Here is a 14,009-nt window from a genome sequence, read left to right as displayed (position 1 = left end):
TCATTCTGCCCCTATTCGGGCAGGATTTCGAGGTCTGCGAGGGGTTTCACCTCGGATTTTTCCGCCTCGGGGCGGGCCGCGAGCATCTCCGCCACGGTTCGCCCGAGGATCGGGTGCCGCCAGTCGGGGGCGAGATCGGCGAAGGGAATCAGCATGAAGGCCCGGTCCTGAATGCGCGGATGCGGCAGGATCAGCCGATCCGGGGCACGCACACTCTGCTCTGCCGGGGGCAAGGCGATCCAGTTCTGCACCGACGCCATGTCTGGCAGAATCTCATCCGCCATCGCCATCAGGTCGAGGTCCACAGGACGCCCGGCCCAGCGGACCTTGCGCACGCGACCGAAGCGATGCTCGATTTCGTGGAGACGCGCCAGAAGCGCCTCCGGAGCGAGGCACGTTTCGATCTCCGCGGCGAAATTGATGTAATCCGGCCCCGCCCCCTGCGGAAAACAAGGCGTCTCGTAAATCCGGCTGATCGCCGTGACCGCGACATCTGACCCCGCCAAATCACGCACCGCCGCGCGCAATGTCTCGATCGGCTCACCGGCGGTCGACGGCAGATTCGCCCCGAACGCAACCCATGCGCGCCTTTTTGCCCATTTGTCGGTCTGTTTACCCACCTGACCCGTCCGTCCTATATATTTAGACAAGTGTTGATTTGGCCGGTTTCATACTATTTCACTGTGCAGAAAGCCAAGAACAACTGACGTGCCGCGTCCAGCGGCCGTCCAAAAAAGACAAGATAAAAGGACCTTTAGATGTTTTACAAAGATGAACGGCTTGCCTTGTTCATCGATGGTTCGAATCTTTATGCGGCCGCGAAATCGCTTGGATTCGATATCGATTACAAACTTCTCCGACAGGAATTCATGCGTCGTGGCAAACTTCTGCGCGCATTCTACTACACCGCCCTTCTGGAGAACGACGACTATTCGCCGATCCGTCCGCTGGTCGACTGGCTGAACTACAACGGGTTCACCATGGTCACCAAACCGGCCAAGGAGTTCACCGACTCGATGGGCCGTCGCAAGATCAAGGGCAACATGGACATCGAGCTGGCCGTGAATGCGATGGAGCTTGCGCCCCACGTCGATCACATCGTGATCTTCTCCGGCGACGGCGATTTCCGCCCACTGGTCGAAAGCCTGCAACGCCAGGGCGTGCGCGTCTCCGTAGTGTCCACGATCAAGACGCAGCCGCCGATGATCGCCGACGAACTGCGCCGTCAGGCCGACAATTTCATCGAGCTGAACGATCTCAAGGATGTGATCGGGCGCCCGCCGCGCGAGCCGCGCGACGACGACAGCTACGAGAACTGATCCCGAAAGCCCCCTCCCCCGAGGGGGCTTTTGCTTTCCCGGTCGTTGCACTCGGACACGTTCGCCGCTACCTCTGAAAAAGATCAGGAGCGCGCCATGACCGATACGACCCCCATGACCGAAACCACCCCCAAGCCCCCGTTGACCCTCTACCTCGCCGCCCCGCGCGGGTTCTGCGCCGGTGTCGACCGTGCGATCAAGATCGTCGAAATGGCGATCGAGAAATGGGGCCCGCCGGTCTATGTCCGTCATGAGATCGTCCACAACAAATTCGTTGTCGACGGTCTCAAGGCCAAGGGCGCGATCTTCGTCGAGGAACTGAGCGACTGTCCCGATGACCGCCCGGTGATCTTTTCCGCCCATGGCGTGCCGAAAGCCATACCGGCAGAGGCCGCCAAGCGCGAGATGGTCTATGTCGACGCCACCTGTCCGCTGGTGTCCAAGGTCCACATCGAGGCGGAGCGCCATCACGCCGACGGGCTTCAGATGATCATGATCGGTCATGCCGGCCACCCGGAGACCATCGGCACCATGGGGCAATTGCCCGAGGGCGAGGTTCTTCTGGTCGAAACGCCCGACGATGTGCCGGGGCTTGAGGTGCGTGATCCGGAGCGGATGGCCTTTATCACCCAGACGACATTGTCGGTGGATGATACGGTCGATGTGATCGCAGCGCTACGCGCGCGCTTCCCGAATATTGTCGGCCCACACAAGGAAGACATCTGTTATGCCACAACCAACCGGCAAGCGGCGGTCAAAGCGATTGCCTCACATATCGACGCCCTTCTGGTGATCGGGGCACCCAACAGTTCGAACAGCAAACGTCTGGTCGAAGTGGGCAAGGCCAATGGCTGCGCCTATTCCCAACTTGTGCAACGCGCCCCCGACATCGACTGGCGCGCGCTCGAAGGCATTACTTCTGTCGGCATCACCGCGGGCGCTTCAGCCCCCGAGGTGCTGGTCAACGAGGTGATCGACGCCTTTCGCGACCGGTACGATGTGACCGTCGACCTGGTGGAAACCGCGCAGGAAAACGTCGAGTTCAAAGTGCCGCGTGTGCTGCGGGAGCCTGCATGAGCGGGGGCGATCCGACCATTGCGATCTACGATGCGCAGGCCGGGGCCTATGCTGCTCGCAATGCCGAGCTTTTTGAATTGCCGCAGGCGCAAGCCTTTGCGGCCTCGCTGCCGACACAGGCCCTCATCCTCGATCTGGGATGCGGACCTGGGCAATATGCTGGATGGTTCGCGGCGCAAGGATTTCGGGTCGAGGCGTGGGACGGGTCTTCTGAAATGCTTGCTCTCGCTGAGCAGCATGATGGTGTCGCCACGCGGCTCGCCCGGTTCGAAGACCTGTCCGACGCCGCCGCCTTCGATGGCATCTGGGCCAATTTCAGCCTGCTCCATGCCAAACGCACCGACCTGTCCGATCTGCTCACCCGCATTCACCATGCCTTGACGCCCAGCGGTGTGTTTCACATTGCAATGAAGCTCGGCACGGGCGCGGGACCGGACAAGATCGGGCGCTATTACACCTATTATGGTGAGGCCGAACTTGAGGACCTGCTCAGTGCAGCGGGCTTCAAGATCATGGAGAAACACCTGTTTGACGGTGTGGGGCTTGACGGCACAGCCGGGCACTATATCACCCTGCTTTGTCATGGCTGAATTCTACGCATATACCGACGGAGCCTGCTCCGGAAATCCCGGCCCGGGGGGCTGGGGCGCTTTGTTGCAGGCAAAGGATGGCGACACGGTCGTCAAGGAACGCGAGCTTAAGGGCGGCGAGGCAGAGACCACGAACAACCGGATGGAGTTGCTCGCGGCGATCTCTGCGCTTGAAACGCTTGGACGCCCGACGTCTATCACCATCGTCACCGACAGCGCCTATGTGAAAAACGGTGTCACCGGCTGGATTCACGGCTGGAAACGCAACGGTTGGAAGACCGCCGCGAAAAAACCCGTGAAGAATGTCGATCTGTGGCAGCGCATCGACGAGGCGCAAAAGCGCCACGATGTGACTTGGGAATGGGTCAAGGGCCACGCCGGGCACCCGGAAAACGAGCGCGCCGATGAGTTGGCCCGCGCTGGCATGGCGCCGTTCAAAAAGAGCACCACATGACACCCCTGGCAGCCCTCGATTACGCCTCGGTCATCGTGTTTGCGATCTCCGGCGCCTTGGCTGCCTCCCGCGCCCAGCTCGACCTTGTCGGCTTCGCTTTCGTCGCCTGTCTGACCGCCGTGGGCGGGGGCACATTGCGCGATGTGCTGCTCAACCGAGATGCGGTGTTCTGGATCGCCGATCCGACCTATATCGTCATCGCCTGCCTTGTCGCGGCCGTTGTGTTTTTTACCGCGCACCTCTTTGAGAGCCGACAGAAAGCGCTGCTCTGGGCCGATGCGGTGGCGCTTTCCGTCGCCGTGGTGGCGGGTGCGGGGGTCGCGCTCAAGCTCGGTCAACCACCGGTGATCGTCGCCCTGATGGGGGTTGCGACCGGATGCTTTGGCGGCATGATGCGGGACGTGGTGTGCAATGAAGTGCCGTTGATCCTCAAGCACGGTGAACTTTATGCCTCGGCGGCGCTGGCCGGTCCGCTGGCGCTGCTTCTTGCATCTCATTTTGAGTTATCGCGCTTTTTGGGCTTTGCAATCTGCGCGATTGTGACATTCATTCTGCGCGCGGGCAGCCTCGCCTGGGGCTGGTCCCTGCCCGTCTACAAATCGCGACCGCCGAAGAACTGAGGCGTCACACCTTGATGTACCAGGTTGCCGCCACTGCGAGGCAACACGCGACAAGCCAGCCTCCGGGGCGGAACATCAGCCAGAGCGCAAGGCTGAACAGGATGCGCGCAATCATGCCGGGGATGGAGAGAAGCCAGATCATTTCCGGGCACTCAGCGCTTTCCACGCCCAGATCAGCAGCATCGCCCCCAGGATCGCGCCGACGAAACCGGCAGCCACGCCGGAGAGCATCAGAAGGAAACGCAGCACCAGCCCGCCGATCAAGGCACCGAACATACCGATGACCACGGTGGTGACCAGGTCGGTTTTCATCTCCATGATGCGGGTCGCGATAAAGCCCGCAGCGGCCCCGACGATGATCAGAAAGAGAACCGGCATGAGATCAACGCCTCCGCCAATGGGTCGGCACGATGAGCAGTGCGCCGATTGAGGAGGCGATGGCATTCAGCCCCGGAGAGCCGAATCCGATGCCGAACATCAGCCGGATGAAATAGGCCAGAAACGCGCCACCAACGCAGATGATGATTGAGGGCAGGATGCCGTTGCGGGTGAAGCCGGTCCGCTCGCTGGCATAGCCGACGATGCCCGCGATCACGATGGTGCCGATCATCACTGGAAACATGGCTTTGCCCTCACTCGAACCGGCTACCCTCCGGCAGATCCAGCCCTTTCAAAATCTCCGCCACCGGCATAGCACGTTTGCCCTCGCGCTGCGCGGTGAGAATCTCGACGGCGGCGTCACCGCAAGCGATCGTGAAGGTGCCAATCACCTCGCCGGGGGTACCCTTGCCGTCGACAACACGCGACATATGGAATTTTATCCGCTCGCCGTTCAGCGTGGCCCATGCGCCCGGAAAGGGCGAGAGGCCACGGATTTGCCGGTCGATTTCAACCGCCGGACGGGTCCAGTCGATATGCGCCTCGGATTTGTCGATTTTCTTGGCGTAAGTCACGCCCTCGTCGGACTGAGGTTCCGGCGTAAGTTGCCCCAAAGCGTCCAACGCAACCGTGATCGCATCGGCGCCCATCTCGGACAGGCGGTCGTGCAAAAGCGCGGTGGAGTCCTCCGCTGTGATCTCGGTTTCTTGCCTCAACAGCACCGGGCCGGTGTCGAGCCCCGCTTCCATCTGCATGATGCAAACGCCGGTTTTGTCGTCGCCTTCGAGGATCGCACGATGGATAGGTGCGGCCCCACGCCAACGCGGCAGGAGGGAAGCGTGGATGTTGAGGCAGCCCCGTTTGGGCGCATCGAGAATGCTCTGCGGCAGCAGCAGACCATAGGCCACGACCACGGCAATCTCGACATTCAGCGCCGCGAAGTCGGCGACATCGGCGGGGTCTTTGAAATTCACCGGATGGCGCACCGGCAGGCCAAGCTCCTCGGCGCGGGCCTGCACCGGGGTCGGGCGATCTTTCTTGCCGCGCCCCGCCGGACGCGGCGGCTGGCAATAGACGCAGGCGATCTCATGGCCCGCCTCGACCAGCGCGTCGAGCACCGGAACCGAAAACTCGGGGCTGCCCATGAAAACGATCTTCATTTCATCGCTCCGGTTTTCTTGGCCTTTTTCAGGAACATCTGACGCTTCACCGGCTTGAGATTGTCGAAATACATCTTGCCGTTCAGGTGGTCGATCTGGTGCTGCACCGAAGTCGCCCAGAGGCCGACGAAATCGCGCTCTTCCACCTCGCCCTCCTCGTTGAGAAACCGCACGGTGACAGCGCGCGGGCGGGAGATCACGGCGGACATGCCGGGCAGGTTCGGCGAGGCTTCCTCGTGTTCGCGCGGCTGCACGGAGGCATGGAGCACTTCGGGATTGGCAAGCTTGATCGCCTTGCCGCGCTCCTCCGAACAATCGACCACGGCCAATTGTTGCATCACGCCGATCTGCGGTCCGGCAAGACCGTAGCCCGGCATCGCGTCCATGGTCTCGACCATATCGGCCCAGATCGCGCGGATCTCGTCGGTGATCGCCTCGACCGGCGGCACCTTGGTTTTCAGGCGCTTGTCGGGATAGGGCACGAAGGGGCGGATGGTCATGCGTAAATCTCCTCGAGACGGGCGCGGGTCTTGGCGTCGAGCCGGTCGAAATGCACCAACCCGTCAAGATGGTCGTATTCGTGCTGAATGATACGCGCCTCGGCCCCGCTCATCTCGCGCGTGTGGCGCAAACCGTCGAGATCGGTCCATGAGAGCGTGATGCGCGCGGGGCGGGTGACGGTCGCGGTGATACCGGGGATCGAAAGACAGCCCTCGTCCATTTCGCAAGTGTCCTCAGACAGGTCGGTGATCTCGGGATTGATTGCGGCGAGAGGGGATTTCTCCCCTTCCTTCCACGTCGCATCCATCACGAAAAGCCGCAGCATCGCGCCAACCTGCGGCCCTGCGAGGCCCCGGCCGGGGGCGTTATACATCGTGTCGAACATGTCGGCCACCAAGGCGCGGATGTCCGCAGTGATCTCGACAACCGGCGCGCAGGACGTGCTCAGCCGCGCATCCGGCCAAAGCAGGATCTCGCGCAGCGCCATCAGAGACGGGCCTTCTCGCGTTTGAGCTTCTGCATCTTGCGGGTGATCATCTGACGCTTCAAAGGCTTGAGATAGTCGATAAACAGAACCCCGTCCAAATGGTCGATCTCATGCTGCACACAGGTCGCCCAAAGCTCGTCGAATTCCTGTTCATGCGCTTTGCCTTCGACATCCTGCCATTTGACACGGACCATTTTCGGGCGCTCCACCTCGGCATATTGGCCGGGGATGGAGAGACAGCCCTCCTCATAGACATTGAGCTCGTCGCTTTTCCACGTCACCTCGGGGTTCACGAGAACCATCGGCTCCGGCCCGGCCTTGGTGTCCTTGGCGCAATCCATCACGAGCATACGTTTGATCAGCCCGACCTGCGGCGCGGCCAGACCGATACCGGGCGCATCGTACATGGTCTCGAGCATATCGTCGGCAAACCGTGCGAGATCTTTGTCGAACTCGGTGACGGGATCGCAATGCTTTTTCAGACGCGGGTCGGGGTGAATGAGGATCGGTTTCAGTGTCATGCCCTGCATGTAATCCCTGTGCCGATGCCGCGCAACTGTGCAGCGCCGAAAACGCGCAGCCCCATCTGCAGGATTTTCGGTTTTCCTTCGGCCAAGGGGGCGATTAGGCTCGCGGACAATGATTTCAGGGAGCCTTCCATGACCAATCCGCTGTTCGACCCGATCATCAACCGCTTCGGCACCCATTGCGCCAAATGGGATATGATGGAAAAGATCTATGGCGTCCCCGCCGAGGACGGCATCGCCATGTGGGTCGCGGATATGGATTTCCACCCGCCTGCCGTGGTGCAGAAAGCACTGGAGAACATGACTGCGCATGGGGTCTATGGCTATTTCGGCGATGAGCGCGAGTATCACGCCGCCATTCAATGGTGGATGAAAAATCGCCATGGTTGGGAGATCGTGCCCGAATGGATTTTCACCACCCATGGCTTGGTGAACGGCACGGCGCTATGCGTCGATGCGTTTACCAAGACCGGCGACGGGGTTGTCCTTATGACACCCGTTTATCATGCGTTCAGCCGGGTGATCAAAGCCGCCGGGCGCGAGGTCGTCGAATGTCCTCTGGCGCTCGAAGACGGCAAATACGTCATGGATTTCGACGCCTGGGATGCGCAGATGACCGGCACGGAAAAGATGCTGATCCTCTGCTCGCCGCACAATCCCGGCGGGCGCGTCTGGACCCGTGTAGAGCTGGAGGGCGTGGCCGCGTTCTGCAAACGCCATGACCTCATTCTGGTCTCCGACGAAATTCACCACGATCTGGTGATGCCCGGTCACACCCACACGCCGATGGCCCTGATCGAGGGCATCGCAGACCGGCTGATCATGATGTCGGCGACGACGAAGACCTTCAACATCGCCGGGACGCATTCGGGCAATGTGATCATCGCCGACGAGACATTGCGGGCAAAATTCGGCTCCCGCATGGCGGCCCTCGGCATTTCCGCGAACTCTTTCGGCCTTGAAATGGCCACCGCCGCCTATAGCCCGGAAGGGGCCGCCTGGGTCGACGAGCTGGTCGCCTATCTCGATGGCAACCGCCAGATTTTCGATGCTGCCATCGCGGACATCCCCGGCCTGACCTCCATGCCTCTGGAAGCCACCTATCTGGCTTGGGTGGATTTTTCCGGCACCGGCATGTCGCGCGAAGAATTCACCGCGCGGGTCGAGAAAACCGCACATATCGCGCCGAACCATGGGCCGACTTTCGGCAAGGGTGGCGAGCTCTACCTGCGGTTCAACCTCGCCACCCCACGCAGCCTTGTCGAGACCGCCTGTTCCCGCCTCAAGGAGGCGTTCAGCGATCTTCAGTGATCAGCGGGGCAAAAGCGCGACCGGCGCGTCATCGGGCCGGTCGTAATCCAGAGGCGGCTTGTCCGTGGCACATGTGGCGCGCTTGAACTCGAAACTCATCTCGTGATCCTCTTCCTTGGAGGCCACGATCAGCGCCTGATAGAGATGTTTCGACCCGTCGAACACATCGACCAAGCCACGCAAATGATCGGCATTGTCCCGGTCCAGAGCAAAGCCATTGTCCCATGTTCGCAGGATCGGATAGGTCGCATCCCCGACCTTCACCCGGAGCCGCGACCGCTTCTTCAGGTCACGTTTGCGGGCAAGTTCAAGCCCCTCAAGCACCTCTTTCGGCAAAACATCGGTCATGTCATCCTCCGTGACGGTCGTTCTGCGATAAGGATGGCACTGGATTGGTTTGCGTCAAGTTAACATTAACGGCAGTTTCGTGCCTGAGGGCCAAACGTCACCCGATTGCCGCAGATCACCCTTTCACCCGGGGCCGCAAGACATGCGGCATGGCCGGATCGTAAAGCGCAGAGTCTTTGAACTCCGCCACTTCGCCAAGCGCAGGCCCGACGAGAATCAGCGCCGTGCGCGTGATCTTTGCAGCGCGAACCTTTTCGTGGATGTCCGAAAGCGAGCCCCGGATCAACACCTGATCCGGCCAGCCGACCCGGTACGCCACCGCCACCGGACAGTCCGCACCATAGTAGGGTGCAAGCTGACGCTCGATCTCGCGCAGGTTGCGAATGCCGAGATGAATGGCCAGCGTTGCGCCGGTGCGCGCAAAATTTTCAAGCGTTTCACCTTTTGGCATCGACGTCGACTTCATCGAGACCCGCGTCAGAACGATGCTCTGCGCGATCTCCGGGATGGTTAGTTCCTGCCCCAGCGCCGCCGCCGCCGCGGCATAGGCGGGGACACCGGGAATGATCTCATAGGGAATGCCATCGGCGCGCAAACGGCGGATCTGTTCAGCAATGGCCCCGTACAGGGAAGGATCTCCACTGTGCACACGCGCAACATCAAATCCGTTTTCCTGTGCCATTTTGATTTCAGCGTGGGTTTCATCGAGCGTCATAGGGGCCGTATCAAGCACCCGCGCGCCCTCCGGCGCACAAGCCACGACCTCCAGCGGCACCAGAGACCCGGCGTAAAGACAGACCGGACATTGACCGATGATCCGCTCCGCCTTTTTCGTCAAAAGCTCCGGATCGCCGGGGCCTGCTCCGATGAAATAGACCGTCATTGCATGTCCTCCAGATGGCGGTTGCCGACGCCTTGCAAATCGCCGTCGATGCGGCGGGCATAACCGCGCGGCGTGAACATCCTTGGGCCTTCGCCAAGATGCGCCAAACGTGTGTTGGACGACCCGACCAGCACGACGGTCAGCATGTCCACCTCATCGACCTCAAGCGCATCGAGACGCCGGTAGCGGACATGTTCCGTCGAGCGCCCGAGGTTCGAAGCCAGCATGACGGGCGTGTCCGCCGGGCGGTGTTTCAACAAGATCTCTCGCGCTTCGGCCAGGATCGTGCGGCGCTTTTTCGAGACGGGATTGTAGAAGGCGATGACGAAATCGCCCTCGGCGGCGGCTTTGAGGCGGCGCAGGATGTCGTCGCGCGGGGTCAGCAAGTCCGACAGAGAGATCGCGCAGAAATCATGGCCCAAGGGCGCCCCGGCCCGCGCCGCAGCGCCTTGCAGCGCCGACACGCCCGGCGAACAGATGACCTCGACCCGCCGTGCGGCATCGGAGACACCATGCTCTTCCGGCTTGCGAGCGAGCAACTCGAAGACCAGCGCGCCCATGGCGTAAATCCCCGCATCGCCGGAGCAGACCAGCGCGACATTCTTGCCTTGCGCCGCTTGCTCAAGCGCGTAACGGCAGCGATCCTCTTCGCCGCCCAGCGGAAAATCGCTGCGGATTTTGCCGGCGGCGAGCGAACCCAGAAGATCAATATAAAGGCCATAACCGACCAGTTCTTCGGCTTCCGAGATCAATTTCGACACTTCCGGCGTGCGCCAGCTCGCCTGTCCCGGCCCGATGCCGACGACCGAAAGCCGACCTCTGGCGCGGCCTTTCAGCGTGGTGAGAGGCACCTCCGACCGGGTCAGCGCACAAGTCGTGTTCGCCGTCTTGCGCTTTTCCGCAAACAGCGTTCCACCCGCCGCCAGCGCCGCGCCTTCCGCGACGCCGTGACAGCCGACTTCGGCGAAAACGACCTCCGACGGATTGGCCAGACGGTCGGCTTGCATCTCCAGCTCCGCCGCCGTGAAAAGCCGCAAAGGCACGCCAAGCCGCGTCGCCAAAACATTCATCGCCGGTTCGTCCGCCTTCAGATCAATGGTGTTGACCGAGGCAATCGCCCCAAGCGCAACCTCTTGATCCGAAAGCATATCCGAGACGTTTTGCCAAAGCTCTTCCGGGTCGGCATTGCGCGCGCAGCCGACGCCGAGGGCGTAGCGTTGCGGATGATAGACGAGGCGTTTCGGTCCCGGCGCGTCAGGCGTTTCGGTCACCGACAACACCACCTCCCCGCCCTGATCTGTCAGCTCGAAAATGTTCTCCCCCTCAAGGGAAACCCCCTCCCCGGCCAGCAGCGCCGCCATGGCAGATTTGGCGTTCTCGGGGTTCGAAAGGCGATAGCCCAAGGGCGGTTCGTCCAGTGCGATGCCAAGTGCTACGTCTCCGGCGGTGGTGATTGCGGCTTTCGCATCAAGGAGTTGCGCGATCTGTTGCGCCAGACGATTGGCACCGCGATGGCCGCCCAAAAGCGGCACAACGACGGAGCCGTCATCGGAGACGGAGATCACTGGAGGCTCGGTTGTCTTGTCGTTCAAAAGCGGCGCGACGGCGCGGATCAGGATGCCGGAGGCGCAAACGCCGATCACCGGAATACCCGCTGCGAAGAGGTCGCGCACATGGTCTAAGGCATTGGGAAAGCTTATCTTTGCGCTGGTCCGGCCTTCCCGTCCATGCAGCTCGGCGCCGAGAGCGGCGGCGATTTTTGCGGCGGTTGTCTCGCCAGACGCGCTCAGCGCCACGACAACAGGGGTCACAGCCATGGATCGGCCCCTTTCACGATGAGGATCATGGAAAAATACGGTGCCTTTTCAGGCGCTTGAGAGAGCGGCATGACGCATTCATCGGGCGTCGAAGCGCGTTCGATATAGATCGCCTTGTCGATCAGACCCGCCCCCTCTATCGCGGCCCGCACGGCCTTGAGATGACGTCCGAGTTTCATCACCACAAGCGTGTCACAGGGCGGTAGGATTTGCGTCGGATTTGTGTCGGACAAACGTCGGGCAAGTTCCGGGGCGGGCATGATGGTCACCACCTCGTTGCGCGCGGCCAGCGGCAGGCCCGCGACGGCGGCGCAACTCATGACGGAGCTGACGCCCGGGACCACCTCGACCGGATAATCGGCGCGCAGACGCGCGTAAAGATACATGAAGGAGCCGTAGAAAAACGGATCGCCTTCACACAACACGACCACGTCATGACCGGCGTCCAATTCGGCCCGGATGGCGACGGCCCCGAGATCGTAGGCGGCCTGCGCCGGAGCGCGGTCGACGGTCATGGGAATGTCCATGACGATCTCGCGCACACCGGGTACGATGTGACCCGCCGCGATGGAGCGGGCGAAAGAGCTGCCTCCCGCGAGCGTCGGATAGGCGATAACTTTCGCGCCTCCAATGAGGCGCGCCGCCTTGAGGGTCATCAACTCGGGATCGCCGGGGCCGAGACCGACGCCGTAGAGTGTTCCGGTCATTTCGTGAGGCTCCATTGCGTGACGGGCATGAAGGGTTTCCAGCCCGAGAGGCTGCCGACGGGTTTGGCGCGGGACACCGAGAGGCGAGAAAGCTCGCCGCCAAGTTCGCTGCGCAGCGCAAGGAGCATGGCCTCACCCTCCAGCGTCACCGCATTGGCGACGAGACGCCCGTGCGGCTTGAGCGCGGCGAGGGCAATCTCGGCCACCTCACGCGTGAGGCCGCCGCCGATGAACACCGCATCGGGAGCGGGCAAATCGGCGAGGCCGTCGGGTGCTTTGGCGTCGATGAGTTTGAGCGCGGGGGCACCAAGCGCCAAGGCGTTCTGTGCCGCCAAAGCGCGACGGTCGGCACGGTGTTCAATACCGATGGCACGGGCATCGCGGGCGGCGCGCATCCATTCAATGGCGACGGAGCCGGAGCCGCAACCGATGTCCCAGAGGAGACCGCCGCGCACCGGGCCGAGTTTGGCGAGGGTCACGGCGCGGACCTCTTGCTTGGTCATGTTGCCGTCTGAGACAAAGGCATGGTCCGGGAGGCCGAAACGAGGAAGCAGCGTTGCGCCCTCTTCCGCAATCAGATCGACGGCGAGCGTGTGGAACTCCGGCACCTCATGCGACCAGTCGGAGGCAAGGCCGTCAAAGCGCGCCTCCTCTGTTCCGCCCATATGCGCGAGTACCGTCATGCGGGAGCGAGCAAAGCCCCGATCTCGCAAAATTTGCGCAATTTTTGACGGGCTTTCTGATCCTTTTGTCAAAACCAGCAATTGCTGCGACGCGGCAATGAAGGGAATAACCTGCTCCGCCGGGCGCCCGTGAATGGTCAGGGTTTCGCAATCGGCAAGCGACCAGCCCATACGGCAGGCGGCGAGTTGGAAGGCGGAGAGCTGTGGGTGATAGAGGATTTCGGAAGGGTCGAGTTCGCGACCGATCCGGGCACCGACCGAGTACCAAAGCGGATCGCCCGTGGCGAGCACGGCGACGCGACGCCCACGCAGGGATTTCAGATCGGAGATCAGCGCATCGAAGGGCGAGGGCCATACCCGGCGTTCGGCAGTGAGCGGCGCGGTCAACTCGTGATGACGCTCCGCGCCGAAGATCACTTCGGCATCCTCAAGCACGGCGCGGGTGGCGGGGGTGAGGCTGTCGAGACCGTTGTCGCCGATACCGATGACATGGAGCCAGGGCGCGCTCATTCGCCGATCTCCGGCAGACCGACGGCAAGCGCGTTGACGGCGGCGGAGGCGATGGCCGATCCGCCGCGCCGCCCGCGGAGCGCGATGAACTCGCAACCGCGCGAATTGGCGGCAAGCTCGGCCTTGGATTCGGCGGCACCGACGAAACCGACGGGGAAGCCAAGGATCACGGCAGGTTTCGGAAAACCCTGTTCGATCCGCTCCAGAAGGTGGAACAGCGCGGTGGGGGCATTGCCGATGGCGACCACCGCGCCTTCGAGATGCGGTTCCCAGAGATCGACGGCGGCGGCGGAGCGGGTGGTGCCGATCTCTTTGGCGCGTTCCGGCACGGAGGGAGCGTTGAGCGTGACGATCACCTCGTTCTCTGCCGGGAGATAGCGCCGGATGATCCCGGCCCCGGCCATTTCGCAATCGCAGAGGATCGGCGCGCCGGATGTCAGCGCATCGTGCCCGGCGGCATAGGCACCCGGAGAGAAGGCGAGACGGTCCGCCACCTCGACCATGCCACAGGCATGGATCAGGCGGATCGCGAGGCGCTCCATGCCGGGATCGAACCGGTCCAGCCGGGCCTCGCGCCGCACGGTCGCGAAACTCTGGGCATAGATCGCCTGCGGGTCCTTTTCATAAGGGCGCATGG

At 62.2% G+C, this 14,009-nt stretch carries 20 protein-coding genes; 6 read left to right on the top strand and 14 right to left on the bottom strand.

All coding sequences use genetic code 11. The features are described 5' to 3' along the window. Positions 1–11 precede the first annotated feature (11 nt). Positions 12–620, bottom strand: coding sequence for a 2-amino-4-hydroxy-6-hydroxymethyldihydropteridine diphosphokinase (gene folK / locus CEW89_RS14785; protein WP_096806420.1), 609 nt, complete (start codon positions 618–620; stop codon positions 12–14). Positions 621–758: 138 nt separating this feature from the next. Between folK and CEW89_RS14780 the strand changes: the two genes are divergently transcribed. The 5 genes from CEW89_RS14780 to CEW89_RS14760 all read left to right on the top strand — a co-directional run bounded on the left by CEW89_RS14780 (position 759) and on the right by CEW89_RS14760 (position 4,060). Then, on the top strand, positions 759–1,319 hold the full coding sequence (locus tag CEW89_RS14780) for a LabA-like NYN domain-containing protein (protein ID WP_066707965.1): 561 nt from the start codon (positions 759–761) through the stop codon (positions 1,317–1,319). A 96-nt stretch (positions 1,320–1,415) separates the two neighbouring features. Further along, entirely contained in the window at positions 1,416–2,396 is a 981-nt protein-coding gene (gene ispH / locus CEW89_RS14775; protein ID WP_238379762.1) for a 4-hydroxy-3-methylbut-2-enyl diphosphate reductase, read from the top strand. After that, the gene (locus tag CEW89_RS14770) at positions 2,393–2,986 is read left to right on the top strand and encodes a class I SAM-dependent methyltransferase (RefSeq protein ID WP_096806419.1); all 594 of its coding nucleotides are present in this window, start codon (positions 2,393–2,395) and stop codon (positions 2,984–2,986) included. The genes ispH and CEW89_RS14770 overlap by 4 nt, the downstream gene beginning before the upstream one ends. Beyond that, positions 2,979–3,440 carry a ribonuclease HI gene (gene rnhA / locus CEW89_RS14765; protein WP_096806418.1) on the top strand — a complete coding sequence of 154 codons (462 nt, stop codon included), beginning with the start codon at positions 2,979–2,981 and terminating at the stop codon, positions 3,438–3,440. The genes CEW89_RS14770 and rnhA overlap by 8 nt, the downstream gene beginning before the upstream one ends. Next, positions 3,437–4,060 carry a trimeric intracellular cation channel family protein gene (locus CEW89_RS14760; protein ID WP_066707952.1) on the top strand — a complete coding sequence of 208 codons (624 nt, stop codon included), beginning with the start codon at positions 3,437–3,439 and terminating at the stop codon, positions 4,058–4,060. Before rnhA ends, CEW89_RS14760 begins: the two co-directional genes overlap by 4 nt. A 4-nt stretch (positions 4,061–4,064) precedes the next feature. Here CEW89_RS14760 and CEW89_RS20865 read toward each other — a convergent pair whose 3' ends face one another. Genes CEW89_RS20865 through def (CEW89_RS14730) form a run of 7 tightly spaced genes read right to left on the bottom strand, consistent with a single transcriptional unit; the run spans position 4,065 to position 7,107 of the window. Continuing rightward, on the bottom strand, positions 4,065–4,202 hold the full coding sequence (locus CEW89_RS20865) for a hypothetical protein (protein ID WP_155846179.1): 138 nt from the start codon (positions 4,200–4,202) through the stop codon (positions 4,065–4,067). Continuing rightward, the gene (locus CEW89_RS14755) at positions 4,199–4,438 is read right to left on the bottom strand and encodes a GlsB/YeaQ/YmgE family stress response membrane protein (protein WP_096806417.1); all 240 of its coding nucleotides are present in this window, start codon (positions 4,436–4,438) and stop codon (positions 4,199–4,201) included. The genes CEW89_RS20865 and CEW89_RS14755 overlap by 4 nt, the downstream gene beginning before the upstream one ends. A 4-nt stretch (positions 4,439–4,442) precedes the next feature. After that, positions 4,443–4,682, bottom strand: coding sequence for a hypothetical protein (locus CEW89_RS14750; RefSeq protein ID WP_066707945.1), 240 nt, complete (start codon positions 4,680–4,682; stop codon positions 4,443–4,445). Positions 4,683–4,692: 10 nt separating this feature from the next. Then, positions 4,693–5,598, bottom strand: coding sequence for a methionyl-tRNA formyltransferase (gene fmt, locus CEW89_RS14745; RefSeq protein WP_096806416.1), 906 nt, complete (start codon positions 5,596–5,598; stop codon positions 4,693–4,695). Continuing rightward, a complete protein-coding gene (gene def / locus CEW89_RS14740) occupies positions 5,595–6,098 on the bottom strand; it encodes a peptide deformylase (protein ID WP_096806415.1) in 504 nt (167 codons plus the stop codon). Before def (CEW89_RS14740) ends, fmt begins: the two co-directional genes overlap by 4 nt. Then, positions 6,095–6,586, bottom strand: coding sequence for a peptide deformylase (def, locus tag CEW89_RS14735; protein ID WP_096806414.1), 492 nt, complete (start codon positions 6,584–6,586; stop codon positions 6,095–6,097). The genes def (CEW89_RS14740) and def (CEW89_RS14735) overlap by 4 nt, the downstream gene beginning before the upstream one ends. Continuing rightward, the gene (gene def / locus CEW89_RS14730; protein ID WP_096807262.1) at positions 6,586–7,107 is read right to left on the bottom strand and encodes a peptide deformylase; all 522 of its coding nucleotides are present in this window, start codon (positions 7,105–7,107) and stop codon (positions 6,586–6,588) included. Before def (CEW89_RS14730) ends, def (CEW89_RS14735) begins: the two co-directional genes overlap by 1 nt. A 138-nt stretch (positions 7,108–7,245) precedes the next feature. Here def (CEW89_RS14730) and CEW89_RS14725 point away from each other — a divergent pair, with 138 nt between their 5' ends. Continuing rightward, positions 7,246–8,424, top strand: coding sequence for a MalY/PatB family protein (locus CEW89_RS14725; RefSeq protein ID WP_096806413.1), 1,179 nt, complete (start codon positions 7,246–7,248; stop codon positions 8,422–8,424). Here CEW89_RS14725 and CEW89_RS14720 read toward each other — a convergent pair whose 3' ends face one another. The 6 genes from CEW89_RS14720 to CEW89_RS14695 all read right to left on the bottom strand — a co-directional run bounded on the left by CEW89_RS14720 (position 8,425) and on the right by CEW89_RS14695 (position 14,007). Further along, positions 8,425–8,772, bottom strand: a complete 348-nt coding sequence (locus tag CEW89_RS14720) for a hypothetical protein (RefSeq protein WP_066707930.1) — start codon at positions 8,770–8,772, stop codon at positions 8,425–8,427. 115 nt (positions 8,773–8,887) lie between these two features. After that, positions 8,888–9,655 carry a precorrin-4 C(11)-methyltransferase gene (cobM, locus tag CEW89_RS14715; RefSeq protein ID WP_066707927.1) on the bottom strand — a complete coding sequence of 256 codons (768 nt, stop codon included), beginning with the start codon at positions 9,653–9,655 and terminating at the stop codon, positions 8,888–8,890. Next, positions 9,652–11,472: a precorrin-3B C(17)-methyltransferase gene (cobJ, locus tag CEW89_RS14710; protein ID WP_096806412.1), complete on the bottom strand. Its 1,821-nt coding sequence runs from the start codon at positions 11,470–11,472 to the stop codon at positions 9,652–9,654. The genes cobM and cobJ overlap by 4 nt, the downstream gene beginning before the upstream one ends. Then, positions 11,463–12,179, bottom strand: coding sequence for a precorrin-2 C(20)-methyltransferase (gene cobI / locus CEW89_RS14705; RefSeq protein WP_096806411.1), 717 nt, complete (start codon positions 12,177–12,179; stop codon positions 11,463–11,465). Before cobI ends, cobJ begins: the two co-directional genes overlap by 10 nt. Continuing rightward, entirely contained in the window at positions 12,176–13,372 is a 1,197-nt protein-coding gene (cbiE, locus tag CEW89_RS14700) for a precorrin-6y C5,15-methyltransferase (decarboxylating) subunit CbiE (protein ID WP_096806410.1), read from the bottom strand. Before cbiE ends, cobI begins: the two co-directional genes overlap by 4 nt. After that, positions 13,369–14,007 (bottom strand): precorrin-8X methylmutase, encoded by a 639-nt coding sequence (locus CEW89_RS14695; protein ID WP_096806409.1) that lies wholly within the window; start codon positions 14,005–14,007, stop codon positions 13,369–13,371. Before CEW89_RS14695 ends, cbiE begins: the two co-directional genes overlap by 4 nt. Positions 14,008–14,009: the final 2 nt, after the last annotated feature.

Source organism: Celeribacter ethanolicus (genome assembly GCF_002407265.1).
Classification (GTDB): domain Bacteria; phylum Pseudomonadota; class Alphaproteobacteria; order Rhodobacterales; family Rhodobacteraceae; genus Celeribacter; species Celeribacter ethanolicus.
The sequence above is the reverse complement of the archived record's forward strand: the minus strand, read 5'-3'. Positions and strand labels throughout refer to the sequence as shown.

What these genes read in the sequence shown, in the direction of transcription:
- CEW89_RS14780 (WP_066707965.1), top strand. Translation starts at nt 759, where the DNA reads ATGTTTTACAAAGATGAACGGCTTGCCTTGTTCATCGATGGTTCGAAT.
- ispH (WP_238379762.1), top strand. Translation starts at nt 1,416, where the DNA reads ATGACCGATACGACCCCCATGACCGAAACCACCCCCAAGCCCCCGTTG.
- CEW89_RS14770 (WP_096806419.1), top strand. Translation starts at nt 2,393, where the DNA reads ATGAGCGGGGGCGATCCGACCATTGCGATCTACGATGCGCAGGCCGGG.
- rnhA (WP_096806418.1), top strand. Translation starts at nt 2,979, where the DNA reads ATGGCTGAATTCTACGCATATACCGACGGAGCCTGCTCCGGAAATCCC.
- CEW89_RS14760 (WP_066707952.1), top strand. Translation starts at nt 3,437, where the DNA reads ATGACACCCCTGGCAGCCCTCGATTACGCCTCGGTCATCGTGTTTGCG.
- CEW89_RS20865 (WP_155846179.1), bottom strand. Translation starts at nt 4,202, where the DNA reads ATGATCTGGCTTCTCTCCATCCCCGGCATGATTGCGCGCATCCTGTTC.
- CEW89_RS14755 (WP_096806417.1), bottom strand. Translation starts at nt 4,438, where the DNA reads ATGCCGGTTCTCTTTCTGATCATCGTCGGGGCCGCTGCGGGCTTTATC.
- CEW89_RS14750 (WP_066707945.1), bottom strand. Translation starts at nt 4,682, where the DNA reads ATGTTTCCAGTGATGATCGGCACCATCGTGATCGCGGGCATCGTCGGC.
- fmt (WP_096806416.1), bottom strand. Translation starts at nt 5,598, where the DNA reads ATGAAGATCGTTTTCATGGGCAGCCCCGAGTTTTCGGTTCCGGTGCTC.
- def (WP_096806415.1), bottom strand. Translation starts at nt 6,098, where the DNA reads ATGACCATCCGCCCCTTCGTGCCCTATCCCGACAAGCGCCTGAAAACC.
- def (WP_096806414.1), bottom strand. Translation starts at nt 6,586, where the DNA reads ATGGCGCTGCGCGAGATCCTGCTTTGGCCGGATGCGCGGCTGAGCACG.
- def (WP_096807262.1), bottom strand. Translation starts at nt 7,107, where the DNA reads ATGACACTGAAACCGATCCTCATTCACCCCGACCCGCGTCTGAAAAAG.
- CEW89_RS14725 (WP_096806413.1), top strand. Translation starts at nt 7,246, where the DNA reads ATGACCAATCCGCTGTTCGACCCGATCATCAACCGCTTCGGCACCCAT.
- CEW89_RS14720 (WP_066707930.1), bottom strand. Translation starts at nt 8,772, where the DNA reads ATGACCGATGTTTTGCCGAAAGAGGTGCTTGAGGGGCTTGAACTTGCC.
- cobM (WP_066707927.1), bottom strand. Translation starts at nt 9,655, where the DNA reads ATGACGGTCTATTTCATCGGAGCAGGCCCCGGCGATCCGGAGCTTTTG.
- cobJ (WP_096806412.1), bottom strand. Translation starts at nt 11,472, where the DNA reads ATGGCTGTGACCCCTGTTGTCGTGGCGCTGAGCGCGTCTGGCGAGACA.
- cobI (WP_096806411.1), bottom strand. Translation starts at nt 12,179, where the DNA reads ATGACCGGAACACTCTACGGCGTCGGTCTCGGCCCCGGCGATCCCGAG.
- cbiE (WP_096806410.1), bottom strand. Translation starts at nt 13,372, where the DNA reads ATGAGCGCGCCCTGGCTCCATGTCATCGGTATCGGCGACAACGGTCTC.
- CEW89_RS14695 (WP_096806409.1), bottom strand. Translation starts at nt 14,007, where the DNA reads ATGCGCCCTTATGAAAAGGACCCGCAGGCGATCTATGCCCAGAGTTTC.